This is a genomic window from Anaerotardibacter muris (assembly GCF_943192915.1).
In the GTDB taxonomy this organism is placed as follows: domain Bacteria; phylum Actinomycetota; class Coriobacteriia; order Coriobacteriales; family Eggerthellaceae; genus Anaerotardibacter; species Anaerotardibacter muris.
In genome coordinates this window covers 12,594-32,959 of sequence record NZ_CALPCD010000009.1, presented here as the reverse complement: position 1 = coordinate 32,959, position 20,366 = coordinate 12,594, and the positions used below count along the sequence as shown (strand labels likewise).

15 protein-coding genes are annotated in these 20,366 nt (G+C 52.2%); 5 read left to right on the top strand and 10 right to left on the bottom strand.

Going from position 1 to position 20,366, the window contains the following annotated elements:
- Nucleotides 1–32 precede the first annotated feature (32 nt).
- Nucleotides 33–1,520 (top strand): AlbA family DNA-binding domain-containing protein, encoded by a 1,488-nt coding sequence (locus NFR25_RS07140; protein ID WP_251198562.1) that lies wholly within the window; start codon nucleotides 33–35, stop codon nucleotides 1,518–1,520.
- A 40-nt stretch (nucleotides 1,521–1,560) separates the two neighbouring features.
- On the opposite strand, the gene NFR25_RS07135 is transcribed toward NFR25_RS07140, so the two are convergent.
- Genes NFR25_RS07135 through NFR25_RS07125 form a run of 3 tightly spaced genes read right to left on the bottom strand, consistent with a single transcriptional unit; the run spans nucleotide 1,561 to nucleotide 4,325 of the window.
- Nucleotides 1,561–2,685: a GmrSD restriction endonuclease domain-containing protein gene (locus NFR25_RS07135; protein ID WP_251198561.1), complete on the bottom strand. Its 1,125-nt coding sequence runs from the start codon at nucleotides 2,683–2,685 to the stop codon at nucleotides 1,561–1,563.
- A 3-nt stretch (nucleotides 2,686–2,688) separates the two neighbouring features.
- A complete protein-coding gene (locus tag NFR25_RS07130; RefSeq protein WP_251198560.1) occupies nucleotides 2,689–3,798 on the bottom strand; it encodes an adenine-specific methyltransferase EcoRI family protein in 1,110 nt (369 codons plus the stop codon).
- A 29-nt stretch (nucleotides 3,799–3,827) separates the two neighbouring features.
- Nucleotides 3,828–4,325 carry a DUF6680 family protein gene (locus NFR25_RS07125; protein WP_251198559.1) on the bottom strand — a complete coding sequence of 166 codons (498 nt, stop codon included), beginning with the start codon at nucleotides 4,323–4,325 and terminating at the stop codon, nucleotides 3,828–3,830.
- A 167-nt stretch (nucleotides 4,326–4,492) separates the two neighbouring features.
- Between NFR25_RS07125 and fic the strand changes: the two genes are divergently transcribed.
- Nucleotides 4,493–5,095, top strand: a complete 603-nt coding sequence (fic, locus tag NFR25_RS07120) for a protein adenylyltransferase Fic (protein ID WP_251198558.1) — start codon at nucleotides 4,493–4,495, stop codon at nucleotides 5,093–5,095.
- Nucleotides 5,096–5,107: 12 nt separating this feature from the next.
- Nucleotides 5,108–5,992, top strand: coding sequence for a methionyl aminopeptidase (locus tag NFR25_RS07115; protein WP_251198557.1), 885 nt, complete (start codon nucleotides 5,108–5,110; stop codon nucleotides 5,990–5,992).
- A gap of 203 nt (nucleotides 5,993–6,195) precedes the next feature.
- Here NFR25_RS07115 and bsh read toward each other — a convergent pair whose 3' ends face one another.
- From bsh to NFR25_RS07080, 7 genes are all read right to left on the bottom strand, one after another.
- Complete coding sequence (gene bsh, locus NFR25_RS07110) at nucleotides 6,196–7,146, bottom strand: choloylglycine hydrolase (RefSeq protein WP_251198556.1); 951 nt, start codon at nucleotides 7,144–7,146, stop codon at nucleotides 6,196–6,198.
- 219 nt (nucleotides 7,147–7,365) lie between these two features.
- A complete protein-coding gene (locus tag NFR25_RS07105) occupies nucleotides 7,366–8,877 on the bottom strand; it encodes a hypothetical protein (protein ID WP_251198555.1) in 1,512 nt (503 codons plus the stop codon).
- A 47-nt stretch (nucleotides 8,878–8,924) separates the two neighbouring features.
- On the bottom strand, nucleotides 8,925–11,642 hold the full coding sequence (gene menC, locus NFR25_RS07100; protein ID WP_251198554.1) for an o-succinylbenzoate synthase: 2,718 nt from the start codon (nucleotides 11,640–11,642) through the stop codon (nucleotides 8,925–8,927).
- A 112-nt stretch (nucleotides 11,643–11,754) separates the two neighbouring features.
- Nucleotides 11,755–12,594: a 1,4-dihydroxy-2-naphthoyl-CoA synthase gene (gene menB / locus NFR25_RS07095; RefSeq protein ID WP_251198553.1), complete on the bottom strand. Its 840-nt coding sequence runs from the start codon at nucleotides 12,592–12,594 to the stop codon at nucleotides 11,755–11,757.
- Nucleotides 12,595–12,650: 56 nt separating this feature from the next.
- Complete coding sequence (locus tag NFR25_RS07090; RefSeq protein WP_251198552.1) at nucleotides 12,651–13,565, bottom strand: alpha/beta fold hydrolase; 915 nt, start codon at nucleotides 13,563–13,565, stop codon at nucleotides 12,651–12,653.
- Between the two features lie 79 nt (nucleotides 13,566–13,644).
- Nucleotides 13,645–15,549, bottom strand: coding sequence for a 2-succinyl-5-enolpyruvyl-6-hydroxy-3-cyclohexene-1-carboxylic-acid synthase (gene menD, locus NFR25_RS07085; protein ID WP_251198551.1), 1,905 nt, complete (start codon nucleotides 15,547–15,549; stop codon nucleotides 13,645–13,647).
- A 3-nt stretch (nucleotides 15,550–15,552) separates the two neighbouring features.
- A complete protein-coding gene (locus NFR25_RS07080; RefSeq protein WP_251198550.1) occupies nucleotides 15,553–16,803 on the bottom strand; it encodes an isochorismate synthase in 1,251 nt (416 codons plus the stop codon).
- 791 nt (nucleotides 16,804–17,594) lie between these two features.
- On the opposite strand from NFR25_RS07080, the gene NFR25_RS07075 reads away from it, so the two are divergent.
- Together NFR25_RS07075 and NFR25_RS07070 are read left to right on the top strand one after the other, a co-directional pair.
- Entirely contained in the window at nucleotides 17,595–18,947 is a 1,353-nt protein-coding gene (locus tag NFR25_RS07075; RefSeq protein WP_251198549.1) for a magnesium transporter MgtE N-terminal domain-containing protein, read from the top strand.
- 9 nt (nucleotides 18,948–18,956) lie between these two features.
- Nucleotides 18,957–20,270 (top strand): NRAMP family divalent metal transporter, encoded by a 1,314-nt coding sequence (locus tag NFR25_RS07070; protein ID WP_251198548.1) that lies wholly within the window; start codon nucleotides 18,957–18,959, stop codon nucleotides 20,268–20,270.
- Nucleotides 20,271–20,366: the final 96 nt, after the last annotated feature.

Genomic DNA, 20,366 nt, shown 5'->3' with positions numbered 1-20,366 from the left:
TTACTAGGCAGAAACTAGAAGGGATAGAAACGTTGATCATAGTTGACGGCCGAACAAATGAAGAAAAATTACTCGAGCTTTTAGCTCACGGCTGCGAGTGTACTGAACTTGATTTTAAAGAAACACTTGATCTTAGCAAAAAGAAAGATGAACTTGACCTCGTAAAAGATATCGTCGCAATGCACAACCACTATCCTGGTGGCTATTTAATTATTGGTGTTAAAAACGACGGACAACCTTCCGACCGAAGCCAAGGAACAGACTGGGATCAATTCGACGGTAGCAAACTAACAGATAAAGTCCGTAAGTATGTCGAAGCTCCTATTGAAGTGACTTCACAAATTCATATCTTGAACGGTAACACGTATTGCCTGATTTGCGTAATGACTTTACCTGACGGATTGCCAATACCGTTCGAAAAAGAAGGACAATACGACAACAGCCAGCCACTAGTTTTTCGACGCGGAGACATTGTCATAAGAGACGGGGCTTCGAACGGTATCATCAGATACTCTCAGTGGGGCAAGGTTTTAAAGAAATACGAACAGAACATTCGCGACAATGAACGTGAACATATTGATGTCTTGATCGATCGAATTAGCGATGCTCTTACCGTGCAAGGTCAAACCCCTCCATTATTTGTAGGCATGGAAGACGATGCTTTATGCGAGTCACTTAGTCGTTGCTGCGAAGCGTCTGATTTCCGAAAGTTAAACGCCTTTGTTTCCAAGCTCGATGGCTTGCTCAATACAGAAGATAATTCCCTTTCTACGCTTACAGCTGTTGGCGTATTTGCTGTTATGTACGATGAGAAGAGTCTTTGCGAACGCGTTATAGAAACTTTATACGAACACTATTTGGCAATAGATACCGTGGGCAAAACTGCCGCGGAAATGAAGCTTGAGCTTGCTGCAATGGCATACGCTATTGGCGCAATGATGGTACGAATGAGGAAATGGGATTGGATCCTGTCTTTAGTAAACAGACCAGGCAATCAAAGAGGTAGCTACGCCTATGCCTCGTGGCTAAGAGACTGTCAGGTTCAGGCTTCAAGAAACGAGCTATTTCGACAAGAAGAAAGCGGACTGATGATCTCACGCGCAAACCAGATCATAAAAACAAAGAATTCTCTCAAGCCCGATATCGCACCAGGAGCAAATAACACAATTGCTTCGGAATCCGTAAGCAATCGGATTCTAGACTCTCTATGCCAATTTGACATGCTTTTTTGTATCTGCATCAATGCTGTAGGCGAGGGTCATGGCGGAGCCTACCCGTCTTGTGCCTTTTTCAAAGAAACTCGTCTTGGGGCCGCAATTCGTGCGTTGTTGGGAAATAGCAGCATAAATAGGAGGAAGTTACTGCCAGACTGTTCAGACGAACAATTTGCTGTAGCTTTTCAAACATTCTGGAACGAAGGAACGCAACAAGCACACCAATATGGAAATTGGTATTGGGGAATAGACGAAACAGGACAAGTCTCTCGTTTCCTTGAAAGCCATCTGAACTGTCCGGAATAAAAGCATAGATTATGTTTTATTAAGCGCTTTCTTGTCGAGCTTAGTTATTGCTTTTTTTCAAGTTGCACTCTATGCAAACCATTTGACAATTGTCAGGAACGGTCTTCCCGCCCTTGCTCCAAGGAATGATATGGTCACCATGCATTTCGTTAAACTCGAAATGTTCCTTGCAATACGGACAGATGCCCTTCTGTTCTTCGTATTTCTCGCGCTTAGTTCTATCATCAAACGCACGAATACTTAATGCTTTCTCATTGTCCGTCAAAACATATTCGTAAATACCTTTTTTGTTTGTCACATCAGGGTCAGCCATAAGCTCGGATATGCGCTCTTCGAGCACTTGTGGATCTAGGTCTGTGCGCTCATGGTGAGCATTGTAATACAGACCCCAGGGAAGACCCTTCATCTGAGAACGATACTTCGGGAATGTTGCTTCAGCCCACTCAATTGCGCTCCTGAAGTAGCTCCATAGCTCTTGCGCATTATGATAGTTCTTTCGAGCAGACATGTATTCTTCGATAGTGTCGTCGCCAGTTACGTCCATGTGCCATTTGATAGCCGTTTCCATGTAGTCCTGACGATTGGCCTCTCCCTTCATGTAGTCGCTAGCAAGACCAACCGCAGCACCATTTGACTTAGAGAAATGTTTCTTTGCGTCAGATACCCACGTGCCGCTGTAAATTGCATTACGAAGCTCTTGTGCGGTGAGTGGCTCACCTGCGATATTGATGGTTTCAAACCACTTTAGTTTTTCGCTATCATCGCCAACACAAACATAGACTAGCAACTTATAATCAAGAATCTTGTCTCTAATATCACTAGGCAGAGATTCGAAAAAATGACCGTCAACGGAGAAGTCTCCTTCTATATAGTCACAAATCGAAATGGTTCGCTGTTGACCGTCAAGAACTTCAAAGCGCGGTGAATCCTGGTCTTCGCGGTCTTCACCTAAGTCAACCCAGTAAAAGATTGAGAGTGGATATCCGTTCTTAACGGTTCTGATAACCTCATCACGCTGATTGTCTTTGTATACATAGTTGCGCTGATAGCGCGGGCGAATGCACAGTTCGTCATCGTAGCCAGTGACACCCATCTCGGTTTCGCCATCGTTAATATAACCCTCGTAAACCTCTCTGATGGGAACTTCTCTTAACGTAATTTCCATTATTTATTTCCTCGGCTCTTCTGGGTGTTTGTTCTTGATAATGACTCTAGCATACGGAACAACGCCCTTTCCGTCTTTCACATAATAGACTGTGCCATCACGAGAAGCTGGAGTCTTGTATTTCCTGTCATAATCTCCAACACCAATTGATTTTCCAAGATCTGTTATAGCTAAACCAATAATTTCAAACTGGTCAGGTGAATACTTGTCTATAAACGTAATGGGGACACCCATCAAGCCATCATAGTCACAAGGAATCTCCCTCGTAACATCAACATTAATTGCATCAAAATTGTCATATCTAGGATACAACTCAGGGTCATATCTCTTGTACAAGTCTAGACCTTCGTGCCTTTGCCTATGGTCAAGTGTTGTAAACCACCTAACCCCTTTAACACGAATAAACTTTCTACCAGTCTCCTCATCTATTCCGCATCCTGCCGCCTCAAGCGGATAATCATCAGGAACATAGAATGCCCTATCTCCCGAGTGAATACTTGCGCCAAGCCATACTTTGTTGTCTTTAATCAATGGAAATACTTCCTTGTATGCAACAGCGTTCATATTTCCGATAATGATGAAATCCTTGCCATATTCCATGAGCAAAGCAACATAATCTCTGAATTTCGAGAACGGTGGATTCGTGACCACGATATCTGCTTCCTTAAGAAGCTCGATGCACTCAGTTGAACGATAATCGCCATTTCCCTCAAGTTCCGTTAACTCATTTTCGCCTGACTTGAAAAGCTCTTTAATGTCAAGCATGTCAATATAACCATCGCCGGTTTTGTCGTAAACCTTGGTGACCACTGCCTTGTACGGCGTTCCAGGAGTGGTTTCTGGATTTATGTCAAACAAGGAAAGCTGGTCTCCCATGATAGGCGAACCTGCATAACAGGTAGCTATAAGCTTCTTTAGACCAAACGAATTAAACTTCTTTACAAAATACTCGAAAAATTTACTCTCAAATGGATCATCGCAATTGAGGAAAACGGTCTTGCCCCTGAAATGCTTCTTGTAATATCGCATTTCCTTTTCAATGTCAGAGAGTTGCGTATAAAACTCGTCTTTTTTTTGCTTTTTTGCGGACGCTAAATCTCTATCTTCTGCCATGTTTTAGCTCCTACCCCATTTTGTTCGCTTTATTGCATATCGGTTCTTTGCAGCTTCTGACCAGCTGAGCACTCTATAGACTTTGCGATGGCAAGCTGAGCATCAAAAAGTTCTTGCTGTTTAAGGTTGTTGTTTGATAGCCACTGCGGAACATAAGAATGTTGGATTGTGTCCCAGTCAATATGATCGGAATAGCCTAGACATTTAGCCATTGCCTCTAAAAGCTTATGTTGAGCTGTAGCAATTTTCAACTGATCAGATTGGTCGAGCTGATCTTTGCAGTATTTCTCGAAAAGATCTTTCCATTTATCTACTACGTCTTGGTTGTCATAAAACACAACTTCAATCATATTAAGACAGTTTACACATTCGTAATTTGACCAACCCTGACCTCGATAGGTCATTAGAGTACGAAATATCTCACTCTTTTCTTTGCGCCGCTCAGATCTCACCTGAACATATCGCGTAATTAATACGGCAGCAATAGGGCCTAAAACGATTGCAATTATATTTATTATCTCAATCATGTTTTCACCAATCTTGGATATGTTAATTTCGCTGGTCATATTGTAGCAGGCACAGCAAGGATTCTCTTTCTATAACTCCTAGTCAGCACTTTGATAAAATGAGCTGACTAGCCCTGTTTAGTCTGAAGGAATTTGCGCTCATAAGCTACAGCCAAAACACAATCAACTTGCCCAATATACTCACAGCAATCGACTCTGGTAAGTTCGCTCATAAAGAGGAGCGTATCTCGAAGTGCAAGGCACTCGAGCTGTTCGATACTGGTGAGATTGATAAAGGTGAACCAGGGTCGTTCTCAAGCCTCGCGCATATTCATGAAAAGCTTTTCGAAGACATCTACGACTTTGCAGGGAAGATGCGTACAGAAGATATTTCGAAAGGTGATTTCAGATTCGCCTCTGCTCTTTATCTTGAAGAGTCTGTATCTGAAGTTGAAGCTCTGTCGCAGTCGACGTTTGATGAGATCATCAAGAAGTACGTTGAAATGAATATCGTTCACCCCTTCCGCGAAGGCAACGGTCGCAGTATGCGTTTGTGGCTCGATCAGATACTCAAAGCAGAACTTGGGCTTGTTGTTGATTGTGATAGGGTGAGTAAGGATGACTATCTTCATGCGATGGAACATAGCCCAATAAGCGAAGTTGAGATTAGCTGTCTTCTTAAAGAATCGCTAACAGGCAAGATCGATGACCGCGATGTTTACATGGACGGCATCGATGCCAGTTTTGCTTTTGAGGGTTACAATACTTTCAAAACTAAAGAGCTAGATTAGAGCCGAGGATTTATGTACGACAATCAACCGCAACCGGAGCGCAATGATCCCTGCTGGTGTGGCAGTGGGAAGAAATATAAGAAGTGTCATCTTTCGATCGACAACCAGCTGCAAAGCTTCTATGAGCAGGGTCTCGAGGTCCCAGCGCGCGCGATGCTGAAGAACGCTGACGACATCGAAGCGGTACGCAAGAGCGCGGCGGTGAACACGGGGTTGCTCGACTATATTGGCGAGCGTATTGGGCCGGGCGTTTCGACCGCGCAGATCAATGACTGGGTGAACGAATACACCGAATCGCATGGCGGAATTCCTGCTGACCTGGACTTTCAGGGCTATCCGTTCAGCGTGTGCACATCCATCAACGAAGTGGTTTGTCACGGCATGCCTTCTGAAGACGACATCCTGAAAGAGGGCGATATAGTGAACGTGGACTGCTCGACCATCGTTGATGGCTACTTCTCGGATTCGTCGCGCATGTTCTGCATCGGCGAGGTTTCAGACGAACGCAAGAAGCTGGTCGAGGTTACCCGCGAAGCGATGCTGAAGGGTCTTGAACAGGTGAAACCGTGGGGTCGCTTGGGCGATGTGGGTGCGGCCGTAAAGGCGCACGCCGAAGCCAACGGCTTTTCGGTGGTGCGTGAATTCGGTGGCCACGGCATTGGCTGGGACTTCCACGAAGATCCGTTCGTCAGCCATGTGACCGAGCCGAACACCGGCGTGGTGCTGGCGCCGGGCATGATGTTCACCATCGAGCCGATGATCAACGCAGGTGGCGCGGACATCGACATGACCGACCCGAATGGATGGACCGTGCGCACGGCCGATGGATCGGATTCGGCGCAGTGGGAGATTCAGGTTGTTGTGACCGAGGACGGATACGAGCTGCTTTCTTGGTAGCTGGTTAAACAACCTGGCGAATCATACCTAACAAAATGAAACGCTCCGACTGATGCCGGAGCGTTTTTGTTGAGTGCTGTTTGGACGGGACACGTCTTCGGGTCAGGCACAAACAGTCCCGCTTCGCGTGACAGATTTGAGCCAGACCCGCGAGTGTCCCTGCTGTCGCTCGGCTAACTCGAGCCAACGCGCGAGCCCCCTAATTACTTGGGGAAGCTGTAGATGTCGGTGCTGTCCAGGTCGGTGGCGCTCATCGGGTACGACTTGATGGCCGGGTCTTCGTAGAGCGACATGTAATAGGTGTTGGTCGCTGCCGAAAAGCCATCGGTAAAAACGGTGTATTCCGATTTGCCGTCTTCCATGAACGCACCGCCGATGGTCTGCTGCACGGTAAGCAGCGTGCGGAACAGACGCACGATATTATCATCTTCACCAGTCTGCACGGGATAGTGCGTGTTGTAATAAGCCACGCGCACGAAGCGATCGGGTGAGTAAGTAGAACCCGGCATACCCGTTACCTGTCCGGCGCTGCCATACGGCGTCAGCTCGGCATTGCCCCACTTCACCGTGGGAACGAATTCGGGGCTGAGGTTCAGATAGCTGCGCAGATGCTCCATCTGCCAATCGAAGGTGGGCTGATTGGTGAGCACGTCAACATCGTCATGATGAATATGGATGCCGTCAGCCATGTATTCCACAACGATCGAACGCTTCGCATCCGAGATCATGAAATGCAGAAGTGATGACGGGAACTGCTCGTTGATTGGCTTGTCCACAATAGCCACGTTCTGCAGCGCTGCTTCAGCTTCGTCTACTGTTGCGAAGTTGCTGGCAACCCACAGCGGGAATTCATACGCAGCAACGTTGGTCTTGCCTTCAACGGCGGCCTTTTCCCACTGCGCATAGCCGGGGAAATTCAAGCCTGCAACGTAAAGTCCCTTTTCGTTGCCGCAGTCGAAATATAACGGGGTGTTCTCGATAACGATGCACGTGCCGATGACCGCATGACCTGTGGCCTCGCCCTCGAACACATAGTGACGCTTATAGTTGCGCGGCGTGATGCTAACGCCCTGGCCATAGCCGCATTCCCAGTCCAGGTTGCGGCCTGCATACATATTGCCTTTATCGTCGGCGAAACGGATACCGGTGCACATAACATGCTCCTTTCAAACTGCTCGCCTAACGCGAGGCATTGCTTCAGCCACTGAGCCGAGTGTGGCTGCTCCTGTCATTATATGAGGGCGCCCGTACGAATCCTGTACCAAACCTACTCTGTTGCTTTCCCGTTGCCCACTGTTAAGACCAGCTTCAGCAGAAATAGAGCGAGCGCCTGATCGGGAAAGATCAGACGCTCGCTGTAATGGTTATTGGTTTTACGAATCCTGCGAACCAGAGGCTTGCGCATCAGATGAAACATCAGATGGAGCAGTCGCTGAAGCATCGGCTCCTGGCGAACCTTGCGGAGGGGCTGGCTGCGCAGGAGCTTCAGGGGTGCTGGGTTGTGTAGGTTGCCCTGGCTGCGGCGTCTGCACAGGCGGAGTTGTTGGAACCACTGGATCACCTGTTGGTGCAGGTGGCGCAGGGGTTTGCTGCGGTGCAGGAGCTGGAGGAACTGGTGCGCTCGGCGCAGGGGAAACTGGCGCTTGCGGAGGCACCTGGGCTTGAGGGGCTTGGGGCTGGGCTTGCGTTTGTCCTTGAGTTTGCGCTTGCCCTTGAGCCTGTGCTGCGAATGCGGCCTGGCGTGCAGCCAGTCGCTCCTGCTTACGTTGCTGATGAATTTCCCAATAACGCATCCACAGATAACCCGCCGTGAAGACGATGCTGAAGATCACTGCCAACGCCGAAACGATGGGAATGTATGCCAAGATGGTCAGCGCGACCGTGCCGATGATGGCTGCAAGCACAGGGTTCATCTTCTTACCCAGCAGTGCCATGCCCAACGCCGAACCCGCAAACGGGATAGAGAACAGTGCGATGATCACCATCACCAGTATCAAGAGCACCACCACCGGTATGGTGACCAGCGGGAACAGCAACAGCAAGCACACAATGGGTGCCACCAGGAACGCGATCAAACCTGCAAGGAGCATCTTCCACAGATTCGGCATCACCATGTTCGCGGCCTGAACCAGCGACTTACGGATGATCACGAAGAACAAGCCCACCAGCACCACATGCGCCATGCAAGCGTACAGGATGGAGAGTAGGTTATCGAACAGCGTCGGTTCGCTGGTTTGGATCGGCTCGCTGTATTCAACATTGGAAGCGCTCGCATTGTCAGCGATCGATATGTTCGCTCCCGCAGGCATCGTGAGGGTGCCCTTCACCTGCGCGTTCTTGCCGATCTCGATGGTTTGCGCGCTGATGGTAAGGTCGCCTTCCACCACACCGTCGAACTTAACGGTCTCACCCGAAAGCGCACCGCCCTTATATTCACCAGCAATAGAGAGCGTTTGTGCAGCAGCATAGATACCATTGGCTTTCATCTCATTGCCAATATTGATGGTGCGCGCCGCAATGGTAACGTTGTTGCCAACTTCAACATGCGAGATATCGATATCCTGAGCTGCCACGCGAAGACTGTCTGCAATCTGAGAATTCTTTATCGTTACGCTCTGACCAGCAGCAATAAGGCTGCCGTGGCCTGAAGTACCCACATTCAGCTTGTTCGAGTCGAGCGTAGCGCCGAACCAATACGCATCATTTTCCACGTCCATACTGGAAACACCTGCGCCGAACGCAAACAAGTTGCCAGCGTTGTATTCCTTTTCTGATGGAGTGACCGCGGTACTACCGCTATCGAATGCGCTCGCTGCGAAGGCGGTCATGGGCAGGCACACCACCAAGGCAGCTGCCGCAAGCAAAGCTCCTATTCGTTTTCTCATATCTTTTCCCCTTATCGGTTCGTATCGCCCAGCCCAAAATTCAGGCGCTATTTCGTGATGCGGATCTCTTCGATCGTGATCTTCTTCAGATATTCCTTGTTCAGCACGCAACCAATGCCAGCTTCATGCCCAGGATTGTTCAACGTTAATACCCCGTTCTTCAACATCAGCGGTGGAATCGCCACGTCTTCGCGGAAATAGCAGGTGGCGTCAGAAACATCGCCGGGCAGATCAACGAAAGGAAGCGTCTCGAACGCGGCATAAGTGCGCTTGGAAACGCCCGTATCGAACATGCCCGCCATCCAGATCTGTTTGCCATTTTCGGCGGCCCACCTGCAGAAATCAAGCGCAGGCTGAACTCCGCCGAACTTTGCGATCTTGATGGCATAGACCTTCAGATTGTCTATCTCCATAGCGTGATGCATCTCGCGTGCCGAAACCACCGATTCGTCCAAGCAGATAGGGGTCTGCAGCGATTCCTGCAAAAGCGACAAACGCTCGAGCAGATCATCGGTGCCTACCGAAGGCTTGTAGCTCGGATCGAGCGGTTCTTCCAAGCAAGTGATGTTCAGCGGATCGAGCTTGGCCAATATATCCATGTTCTCTTCCGTGAAACTCTGGTTCGCGTCCAAGAACAGCATCAGGTCGGGATATTTCTCGCGCACCGCGCGTACCTTCTCCAGGCATGAATCGGGATTGATCTTGATCTTCACGCGCTGATAACCTGCAGCAACGGCACGATCAACTTCGGCCAGGGTTTCCTCGGTGCTCATGATCCCTACCGTGGTTCCGCCAAGTACTTGTTTGCCGCGAACGCCACCGATCAACTCCCAAAGCGGTGCAGCAACCACCTTGCCGTACAGGTCCCATGTTGCCGACTCCACCGCAGCCTTTGCCATGGGATAATAAGCCAGCGCAGGGAAGGTGGCCAGTGACCTGCTCACTTCACTGGGATGCAGGTAGCGTTCATTCATCACAACGCTGGAGATGATGTCCTTGGTCACGGCGTAATCATCGCCGAGTGTTTCGGGCAGATACCAGTTCGTGGTGAATGAAACGCATTCGCCGATGCCCGTTCGTCCCGCCCAGTCCTCTATCTCTACATAGAACGATTCGCGCTGGTCAAGTTCACGTTTTGCGGTCTTGATAGGTTCGTTGTACGCTTGGCGCGTGCGGTAGAGCGTCATGGATTTGATGTCGATACGACGGTCGTACATGCGCTTGAGCGCGATGCGGTCCACCTTGCCCACCGACGTACGCGGGAATTCTGAGAGCACCAAGATGTGCTTGGGATGATGCAGATGCGACATATGCGGCTCAAGGTATTCGTGGATGTTGCGCGCGAATTCCTGAGGACACGACGCAGGACGGATGCCCGTCTCAGCCGGATCAAGGCCCAGTTCAGCATGGTCTTTCGCAATGGTCTCGGGCGAATAATCAGCTTCGATGAATGCAACGGGCCTGTACCCCCAGAGCTCATCAGCCGTGCCGAACACGTAAGCATCCTTCACGCCAGGAATGCGCAGCAGTGCTTCACGGATCTCTTCAGGATAGATGTTCTCTCCACCTGAGATGATCAGATCTTCCAGGCGCTCATAGACGAATAGCTTGCCATCCTTGCCCATGCGCGCACGGTCGCCCGTAACGAAATAACCGTCCATGCTCATGGCCGCGCGTGCGTTCAGGTAACCCGAAAAAACGCCTGGGCCCTTCACCTGCAACTGGCCAACACCCTGTTTATCAGGCTGAACGATGTGAACCAGGTATCCTGGCAGCATGCGCAAGCCGCCATCGAAGCCGCGCGTGATAGGCGCGCACGCGATCATGCTGGATGTTTCGGTCATGCCATAGCTTGCGTACACCGTGGCCTTCGCACGGAGCGCTTGCTTCACGGTCTTCTTGTTCAGCGCCGCGCCACCAAGCAGGATGCAACGGTACTGAGCGATGATGCGATCATGGTCATAGGCAAGCAGGTCTTGCAGGATCTTATCCACCACAGAGATATGCGTGACCTTGAAACTGAGCGCGTCGTTGAGCAGGCGCGCAGGCTGGTAGCGCAGGTAGAGCAAAAACGGGCTTTCGTTCACGAGCGAGCGGACCATCACTTCGAAGCCGCCAATATGGCACATGGGAAGCACCAGCTGCCAAATGCCCTTGCCAGGTTTGCAGAGCGCCTTCGTGGCTGCCACCGCGGCGCCATGCAGCGATCGCCACGAAAGCTGCGTGGCCTTCGGCGTACCAGAAGACCCCGAGGTGAACATGATAAGCCCGATATGGTCGGGGTCGAATTGCTTTTCCTTCTGCTCCGCATAAGAAAGGATCTCCATGGTGCGCGGATTCACGGGGATCTGGCCGTTAGGCTGATGGGCCAGGTCCATGATGCCCATACCTAACCCCTCCATGACCAGGCGCTGGATCTGCTCTTCGTTCAAGATAGCGATGTTGGGTTGGTTCGATGCGTTCTCCAGTTCTACCTTACGCAGCAGACGCTCTTCATCAGAAAGGCGCGGATTCATCACCGCAAGCGTGGCTCCTAAATAGGCCACCGCGAAGGATAGGAACACGAATTCAGGACCATTGTATAGGTTGCACGCAATGTAGCGTTCCTTGGTACCAAGACCATGTTTTTCCAGTTCACGAGCGAGCGCAGCCGCCGCCAAACGCGTTTGTCGATAAGAGAACACCTCTGATCCCGATTCAAGCTGCGTATAGAAGAACGCTTTCGAACCTTTTTGTTGGGCGAGTTGCGCAAGCTTTATGATCATGGTTGTTTCCTTTGTTGCGTTCGTCGGATTTCGTTCATCGGATTCATGGCTGTTATGGCTGCATATGATCGCGGCCTTCCCGAAGGAAAGCCGCTGGAATCTTAAAGCTGGATCACGGGAACTTGGGAAATTGTCCGAAGTCAGGATCGCGATGTTCCTTGAATGCGTCGCGACCTTCCATAGCTTCCGCCGTGGTGTAATAGAGCAACGTTGCATCGCCGCCAAGCTGCTGAATGCCCGCCAGTCCATCGGTTGCCGCATTGAAGGACGCCTTCATGAAGCGCAGTGCAGTGGGCGAATGCTTCAAGATCTCGCGAGACCATTCTACGCACTCTTTCTCCAGGTCATCAAAGGGAACTACTTTGTTCACCAGGCCCATCTCAAGCGCTTCTTGCGCCGTGTACTGACGACAGAGATACCAGATCTCGCGCGCTTTCTTCTGTCCGACGATGGCAGCCAAATACCCTGCACCATAGCCAGCGTCGAAGCTGCCCACGCGCGGACCAGTCTGACCGAACTTCGCAGTATCAGCCGCAATGGTAAGATCGCACAACATATTTAGAACGTTGCCGCCGCCAATGGAATAGCCATTCACCATGGCGATAACAGGCTTGGGGATAACGCGAATAAGACGCTGAACGTCCAGGATATTCAGACGAGGAATGTTGTCTTCGCCCACATAACCGCCAGTACCGCGCTTCTTTTGGTCGCCGCCAGAACAAAACGCCTCGTCTTCATGACGGCCACCGTGATTCGCACCGGTCAACAGCACCACGCCGATAGCCGCATCGTCGCGCGCCTGCGTGAATGCATCGTAGAGCTCGACCGCGGTGAGCGGAGTGAAAGCGTTGCGGCGTTCAGGTCGATTGATGGTGATCTTGGCAATACCGTCGAGCGTTTCATAGATGATCTCTTGGTATTCCTTGCCCTTTACCCAGGCAAATTCGCTCATGCGATCTCCTTTTCGTCGGTGGACGCGGCACCACATTGCGCTTTACGCGCGGTTGCTTACTGCGTCCGCTGCAAGAACTTAGAAATAAGCAGGGAATATTCTTCGGGGCGTTCCAGATGAATATTGTGACCCGCCTGCGGAATTACGCTGACCTGGACGAATCCCTTGTTAAGAAGGCGCATTTCGTCATGACTTTCCGCCCAAGCGCGCATAAGACTTCGTGCGATTTTAGTATACCCTGCATCCTTCTCTCCCACGAGATAAAGTACGGGTTTATTGAGATTTGCAAGCGCAGGTCGTACGTCGGGCATCTTGTCCTGACCTGCATCGCTCAGGTTGGCGCGTAACGCTTCGGGACAGTTGGCAAGACGCTCGGCGCGGATGCGCTCTTGGGTCTCTTCCGGGAGTTCTCGCTGGCTGGCGAAAAGCGGAAGATTCTCCCAATAGTCGATGAATGCCGCAAGCGGTGCTTCGGGGTCGCGCGCAACCGATTCATCAAGGCGCGCAACCATGGTCTGAGCCTTTTCGATGCGCGCCTGTCGCTCTTCTTCGGTTTGCGGACCAAGCCCTGCCGACTCCAACACCAATAGGTCGATCTTGTCGGGAAATTGGGTGGCAAAGAGCGCCGCGATACGGCCACCAAGCGAATAACCCACGAGCGAAACTGGGTGTGTTACACCTGATGAACGCTGATTTTCTGCCCACTCGAACAGACGGCGAAGTTGGTCGACATAAGCCTCCAGCGAAAGGTCATCGCCAGGCGAAAATGGGGTGGATCCATGTCCCAACAGGTCTGGTGCTAGCACCCAATGATCAGTTTTCAACACTTCAGCGATGGTTCGCCAGGAATCTCCCGTTTGCATGAAACCATGCAAAAGAACTACCAGCGGATTCTCTGGTTTTCCACACGCGTGAACATGACCGATATCATCAAGATCGAAATGTTCAAAAGTGGCTGTTTCGTCTAGCATCTTCGTCCTTGCGTTGGATATCTTGTGGCTATTTTCTGATAGCGTTTGGGCTGATGAGTGCTAATTTCTTGTGCCACGCTCACTGGAAGCGCTGGTATCGATCGGAAAGATCTTCAAGGGTGAACACAACCTCCAACAGGTGAATCCCAGGCTGTCCATTCCACGCCTTCAGCGTGTCACAAAACGCTTGCAGGCTAGTAGCGCGCTGGTATAGCACGCTGAAAGCAGCTGATGCGGCCTGAAAATCGACCGATTGAGGGGTGAGGAACAGTCGCTCGAAGTATGGCGCGTCCGATCTTTGAGGCAACATATCGAAGATCCCGCCCCCGCCGTTATTGAAGAGGATCACGATCACGTTCGGAATGCGGGCACCTTCTTTGGCGCGAAGACCGAATTCGTTCTGGAGCGCCAGCGCATTCAGGTCATGCAACAGCGTAAGATCACCAGTAAGGAAATAAGTCTGATCATAGGCCTGAGCTGCACCAAGAGCAGATGAGAGCGTACCGTCGATACCGTTCAGACCTCGGTTTGCAAGCACGGTCAGCGGTTTACCATCGGCGCTGTTTCGCGAAGCGCCAAGCTGAACAACACCCTCATCAGGGGTGGGATGTTTCACGTAAAACGTATCGAGCGCGCGAATGGCCATGCTGTTCGCACTGAACAAGAGCGATCTTTCAGGAATGCAGTCCAGGAGCGCCCGAACATAAGCGCCCTCGAGCGGCACTTCTTCGGTATGACAACCCTCAGCGGTGCACACCTGCACGAAGCTGGCCTCTTCAACGGATGCAGCCAGGGCTCGCTCGCGATCATTCGCTGCGACCCACTGAGCTATTGCTGACGGAAGTTCTACATCTTGAACTGCGGTTCTATCTTCGTATTCGCCGAAGCTCGCTATGAAATCGGTCGGTGCGATCTTCACCAAGGTAGTAGTGGCGGAATTGAAATCGCGCGTTTCAAGCGGATCGACCACTATCTGCGTATGGGGCTTGGTCTCGAGCAACTTGAAGGCCCGCTTCGAAACAGGATAGCGTCCGAAACGAATCACCACATCGAAACAGGGGTGATCTTCGCGACGAAGCAGATTATCGTAGCCATCGATGATGGTCGCATCGTCAAAACTGCGCAGCTGGGAAAGCGGATCGGCCAGCAACGGAATGTCGAAGTGGCGAGCCCACGCACACAATGCTCGTGCGCGATGATCGCGAATCGCCCAACTATCAGGGTATTCCCCATCAAAAAGTCCGAGCGTACCTTCGCCACAGAGCGCAATAGCCCGCTTATCCTTGAAAAGCTGTGCGAATCGATCGACCATCGAAGCATCGAGCCGCGCATCGGCTTCTACTAATAAAGGAAGCGTTTCATGTTCGGGGCTGCGCGCTATGGTGAACGCATCAGCCCAGTCCCATGCGGGCAGCAATGGCTCATCGAAGGGGAAGTTCACGTGCACAGGCGCACTTGTGAGCCGATGGGGCTCAGCAGCTGCCAGTGCCTCGCGCGCGATCTGACGTGCATATTTCACCTGTTCAAGCGCCCCATCGCATTCAGGCATGTTCCAAAAGCGGCGCACATGGCTGCCGAAGATCTTCAACTGATCGCACGTTTGAGGCGCACCAAGCTGCTGCAAACGTGCGGGCCTGTCGCCCGTGAGCACTATCAGCGGCACGCGCGAAGTCTCGGCTTCAAGCACCGCAGGAAAGTAGTTCGCCACCGCCGTGCCCGATGTGCAGATCAGCGCCACCGCGCGACCCGTAGCCTTCGCTAGACCCAACGCAAAGAATGCAGCGCCGCGTTCGTCCACGTCAACGTACACATTCATCGATGAAGCATGTGCCATCATCGAAAGCGGTGTAGAGCGAGAGCCAGGGCTCACCACCACATCGCGCACACCGCCGCGCGCCAGTTCATCAATGAACGCACCGACGTATGCGGCCAATTCATGAGCTCGATCGGCTGGCACACCTTCATTCATCTGGTCATTGGTCATGGGCTAATCCCCTTGGAAAGCACTTAGAATGGTCTGGAATTTCATATCGATCTCGGCGAATTCAACGTCCACCTCGCTGCCAGCCACAATACCGCAGCCCGCGTAGATCCAGCCAGCTTCGCCATCAAAAACGCCTGAACGAATGGCAACCGAAAATTCACCATTATCTTCGGCGTCCACATAGCCGATCGCACCGCCATAGAATCCGCGGTTGTAAGGCTCTATCTCGCGCAACGACATGAGCGCCTCGCCCACAGGCAAACCTGCGAGCGCTGGCGTTGGGTGCAACTGCTCGACCAGCGAATAGAGCGAAACGCCCTCCATCACGTTCGCACGTGCAGGGGTGAACAGATGCTGAACATGCTTCAGCTCCAAGATCGAAGGCGTTGCGGGAATATCGACGTTGTAACAATTGCGATCGAAGACCTCGCGGATGAAGCGCACCACATAATCATGCTCGGTACGATTCTTTTCATCGTTCATCAGGAAGTTCGCGATCTGAGCGCGTTCCTCATCAGTGGCACCCAGAGCTGCGGTGCCAGCCAAGCACATGCTCTCAACATCGTGTCCTTGTTTGCGAATGAGCAGTTCAGGGGTGCATCCGCAAAAGAATACATCGCCATAGCGATAAAGGAACACCGTGCCGATAGCTTGACCATCGATCAAGTTCAACAGCACATCCTTGGACGAGAACGGACTATCAGCCACCACCGCCTGACGACGCGAAGGAACCAATTTCTTCACGCGACCTGCATCGATACAGGCAAGGCTGGCGCCCATCTCTTCCGCCCACGCCTCGAAGCTATCGGGCATCACGCGATATGAGATGGAACGACGCTGACGACGCGGCGCTTCAGCAGCATGACGAAGGAAGCGATCGACGCGCCCTTGATACACAGGCCCCAAGCTGTTCACCTGCAGGAATCGACCCTGCTCGTTTTCGATCAGCACCAGTTCGGGAACCATGAAGCGTAGACGGGGGAACGCCTGCATCATCTCATCTGCTGATTTGGGATTAAGCGCATCGAAGCGGTTGAACGAGAACATGACCGCAGGAACATCGCTGGGTCCCTGGTTCACGAAGTCGGTATCTTCGAGCGACGAAAGCGCGATGCAACGCCCCAAACCCATATAGCGGCGCGGCGCATCCTTGCGGTAATAGACGAACTGGTCGGTGAAGCCCTTCTGCAAAACACAATACGCATCCACCAGATCCGAATCGAGCGGAACCGTATATGAATAGAGTCTTGCCACCCGCGCTCCCTTCAAGACCAGCGTCACTTTCGTGGTTCGTCTCTATTCTATCATGAGCGATCTATGGCGATCTTATGATGGCCGCACAGAACTGAACACGACATAACACCAGGTGAACACGCTCATCCCACGAAATCATCCACTCACCCTTGCATTCTTTCAATAGGGTATTGAAAACGCAATAATGCAGTTGTGGCTAATCCCCTCCAAGCCACCCTTTTTCCTTGAGAAGATGATCATCTCCCCCTTCGAATCATCTTCGCTTTAGGAACTCGCGACCCTTGAGTTCCAACATACTTCGTGGCCCGGCTCCCTACCGGGTCTCACGAAGGCCCCTTCCTTTTCAATGAGCCTCCCTGGGCTCATTGGTCTTTTATGGGGGATTTTCCCTTTCTTTACTTGGGGACGGGTTCATTTCTGTCCGGGACGCTTTGGGGACAGGTTCGAATTCTCGATCGGGGCTTGAGCCTGTCCTTTTTTGTCCCGGACAGAAATGAACCCGTCCCCCAAAGCCACTCATCAAGTTCATGTGCACGCTTCTGCGGTTTCGCGTAGAATAGAAAAGCTGATAGTCCGCGGCGCGCCGCAGCTATCACCAGAACTATCACCTATGGAAAGGACATTACGTGAAGGTTCGAAAACCGAAGCCTCACAGTAATTAGTCTTTAACCTCCTCCTCGAGGGTCTCCTTCGTCGCGGTGGTTAAAGGCAACTGCGATGAACAAGATCCGCCTTCTTTCGTCCGCGTCTGTTCGCGGCCGCCTTGAAGCGCGAATCATCAAAGGAGATCTATGCTCTATTTGTCACAAATGCTGGGCGAACCGGTCATTGACGCCAACGGCGAAAAGATCGGCTCTATCTCTGACCTGGCTATTCAAACGGGCGAGGTATTCCCTCGCATCACATCCCTTGCGTTCCTTGGACCTGGCAAAACGCCGTTCATGATCTCGTGGCGCAAATACGTAAAAGAAGCCACGGATGAAGGCATCGTGCTGAAGATGGACAAGAACGCCATTCGTTTCAGCTACCTTCAGCCTGACGAAGTACTGCTTGCGCGCGACCTGCTCGATCGCCAGATCGTCGATACCCAAGGCATGAAGGTGGTCCGCGTAAACGACCTGAAGCTCTCAACTTCAGGTTCACAACTGCGTTTGCTTGGCGCTGAAGTGGGCATTCGCGGTATCCTGCGCGGTCTTGCTCCATGGGTCGAGCGCGTGGTGCTGAAGATCGCGCGCCTCTTTCACAAGCCCATGGATGAACGCATCATCGCGTGGAATTACATGGACCTGCTCGACCGCAACCTCTCCGATGTGCAGCTTTCCGTTACGCACACGCGTCTTGACGAGCTGCACCCCGCAGACGTTGCGGACATCCTGGAACAGCTTGACCCGCAGCAGCGCGCCAATGTGTTCAAGCATCTTGACGACGCGCGCGCTGGCGATGCTATTTCGGAAATGGAAGACGAATTTCAGGCTGATGTTATCGATGACCTCGACGAAAAGCGTGCTTCTCGCCTGCTCGAGGACATGGATCCCGATGACGCAGCCGACATCGTAGGCGACCTGCCCTACGAAAAAGCGGAGACCCTCTTGCGCCTGATGGGCGTGGAGAATGCTGCGGGCATTCGAAAGCTCTTGGGCTACAAGGACGACACCGCCGGCGGCCTGATGACCACCCAATATGTGGCCATGCATGAAGACGACACGGTCGACCAGACCATCGAAGCTTTGCGTGCGCTCGACGAAGACCACCCCACGGTCAGCTACGTGTACGTGCTCAACGAATACGAGAAGTTGGTGGGTGTGCTTTCGCTGAAGACTTTGGTGTTGGCAACCAAGAATACCCAGCTCAAAGACATCATGTTCGATGAGATCATCACCGCGCTTCCCGAAGAGACCGAAGAAGACGTTGCGGCCGACATCTCGAAATACGACCTTATCGCCATGCCTGTGATCGACGAAAGCGGTCGCATGCTGGGCATCGTCACGGTTGACGACGCAATGGAGGTTATCGAGGACAACGCGGAAGAGAACGAGACCAAGCGCACCTGGCTGGCGGTGATCGTTGCTGTTATGTGTTTCGCGGTATTCTTGGTGCCCTATACCGCCATCGTATTGCATTTCTTCGGCGGCACCGCGGGATAGAGGCTGGCCATGAAGAACGACCAGGTCACAAAACCCGCCGCTTCCATCAAAGCGCACGAAGATGCCGTGCTCTCTGAAGAGATCGCTGAATCTCGCAAGCGCTCGCGTCTGCTTTTGGTGCTGATGGCTATGGGTCCTGGCATCGTAACCGCCATGGCGGGCAACGATGCAGGCGGCATCTCCACTTATTCCACGGTGGGCGCGAAATTCGGCTTCTTGACGCTGTGGATCATCCCTATCATGTGCGTTCTGTTGGTGATCGTGCAGACCACCGCCACGCGCATGGGTGCGGTCACTGGTAAAGGTTTCGCAGCGCTCATTCGTGAACGCTTCGGCATCCGTCTTACTTCGCTGGCTATGTTGGCGCTGCTCATCGGCAATGTTGCCACTACGTTTTCAGAATTCGCGGGCATAGCTTCAGGTATGGAGATGTTCGGTGTGCCGCGCTGGGTCTCAGTGCCCATCGCTGCTGCTGGTGTGTGGGCTTTGATCGTCGGTGGCAGCTATAAACGCGTGCAGCGCGTATTCATGGTGATGTCGTTCGTGTTCGTTACCTACATCATCGCGGCGGTCATTGCGCAGCCGAATTGGAATCTTGCGCTCATGCACACACTGATCCCTGAAGTTTCCTCCGATTTTTCGTTCCTCTCGCTTACCGTTGCGATGGTCGGTACCACCATCGCGCCCTGGATGATGTTCTTCGCGCAGAGCAACGTGGTGGAAAAGGGCGTGACCGTGAAAGACCTGTTCTACCAGCGCATCGATGCCATCACAGGCGCAGTGGTCGCATGCATCATCGCCTGGTTCATCATCGTTACCACGGGTGCCGTGCTGTTCCCTCAAGGTATCGAGATCGAAAGCGCGGCCGATGCGGCCATGGCGCTTGCCCCCTTTGCTGGCCCTTATGCTGAGGCGCTCTTCGCGGTGGGCCTGGTCGCAGCCAGCCTGCTTGCGGCATGTGTTCTGCCGCTGACCACGTCCTTCGTCATCTGCGAAGCGTTCGGCTGGGAGGCAGGCGTTTCCTTCAAGTGGAAAGAAGCACCGCTGTTCAAAGGCATCTTCACCTTCACCATCGTGTTCTCTGCGCTGGTCATCTTGGTGCCCGGACTGAACCTGATGGGCATCATGCTCACTGCGCAGTTCGTCAACGGCGTTATCCTTCCCATTTTGTTGGTGTTCATGGCCATCATCGCCACCGACAAGCACATCATGAAAGAACACACGGTCGGACCCGTAACGCGCGTGTTGTTGATACTTACCATTGCGGTAGTGGGCGTTCTGTCCGTTGTCTGTTTGGCGCTTCAGGTACTTGGACTTGCCTAGGCTGATCAAAGGCTAGCCTAGGGGGCACCTCGAGCTTTGAGCGCCTTGGTGTTGGGTTGTGAATATCAAGTTCTAGCCTTGATCCCTGTTTTGGTC

Coding starts and splice junctions, on each gene's coding strand:
- NFR25_RS07135 (WP_251198561.1), bottom strand. CDS start 2,685: ATGGAAATTACGTTAAGAGAAGTTCCCATCAGAGAGGTTTACGAGGGT.
- NFR25_RS07130 (WP_251198560.1), bottom strand. CDS start 3,798: ATGGCAGAAGATAGAGATTTAGCGTCCGCAAAAAAGCAAAAAAAAGAC.
- NFR25_RS07125 (WP_251198559.1), bottom strand. CDS start 4,325: ATGATTGAGATAATAAATATAATTGCAATCGTTTTAGGCCCTATTGCT.
- NFR25_RS07115 (WP_251198557.1), top strand. CDS start 5,108: ATGTACGACAATCAACCGCAACCGGAGCGCAATGATCCCTGCTGGTGT.
- bsh (WP_251198556.1), bottom strand. CDS start 7,146: ATGTGCACCGGTATCCGTTTCGCCGACGATAAAGGCAATATGTATGCA.
- NFR25_RS07105 (WP_251198555.1), bottom strand. CDS start 8,877: ATGAGAAAACGAATAGGAGCTTTGCTTGCGGCAGCTGCCTTGGTGGTG.
- menC (WP_251198554.1), bottom strand. CDS start 11,642: ATGATCATAAAGCTTGCGCAACTCGCCCAACAAAAAGGTTCGAAAGCG.
- menB (WP_251198553.1), bottom strand. CDS start 12,594: ATGAGCGAATTTGCCTGGGTAAAGGGCAAGGAATACCAAGAGATCATC.
- NFR25_RS07090 (WP_251198552.1), bottom strand. CDS start 13,565: ATGCTAGACGAAACAGCCACTTTTGAACATTTCGATCTTGATGATATC.
- menD (WP_251198551.1), bottom strand. CDS start 15,549: ATGACCAATGACCAGATGAATGAAGGTGTGCCAGCCGATCGAGCTCAT.
- NFR25_RS07075 (WP_251198549.1), top strand. CDS start 17,595: ATGCTCTATTTGTCACAAATGCTGGGCGAACCGGTCATTGACGCCAAC.
- NFR25_RS07070 (WP_251198548.1), top strand. CDS start 18,957: ATGAAGAACGACCAGGTCACAAAACCCGCCGCTTCCATCAAAGCGCAC.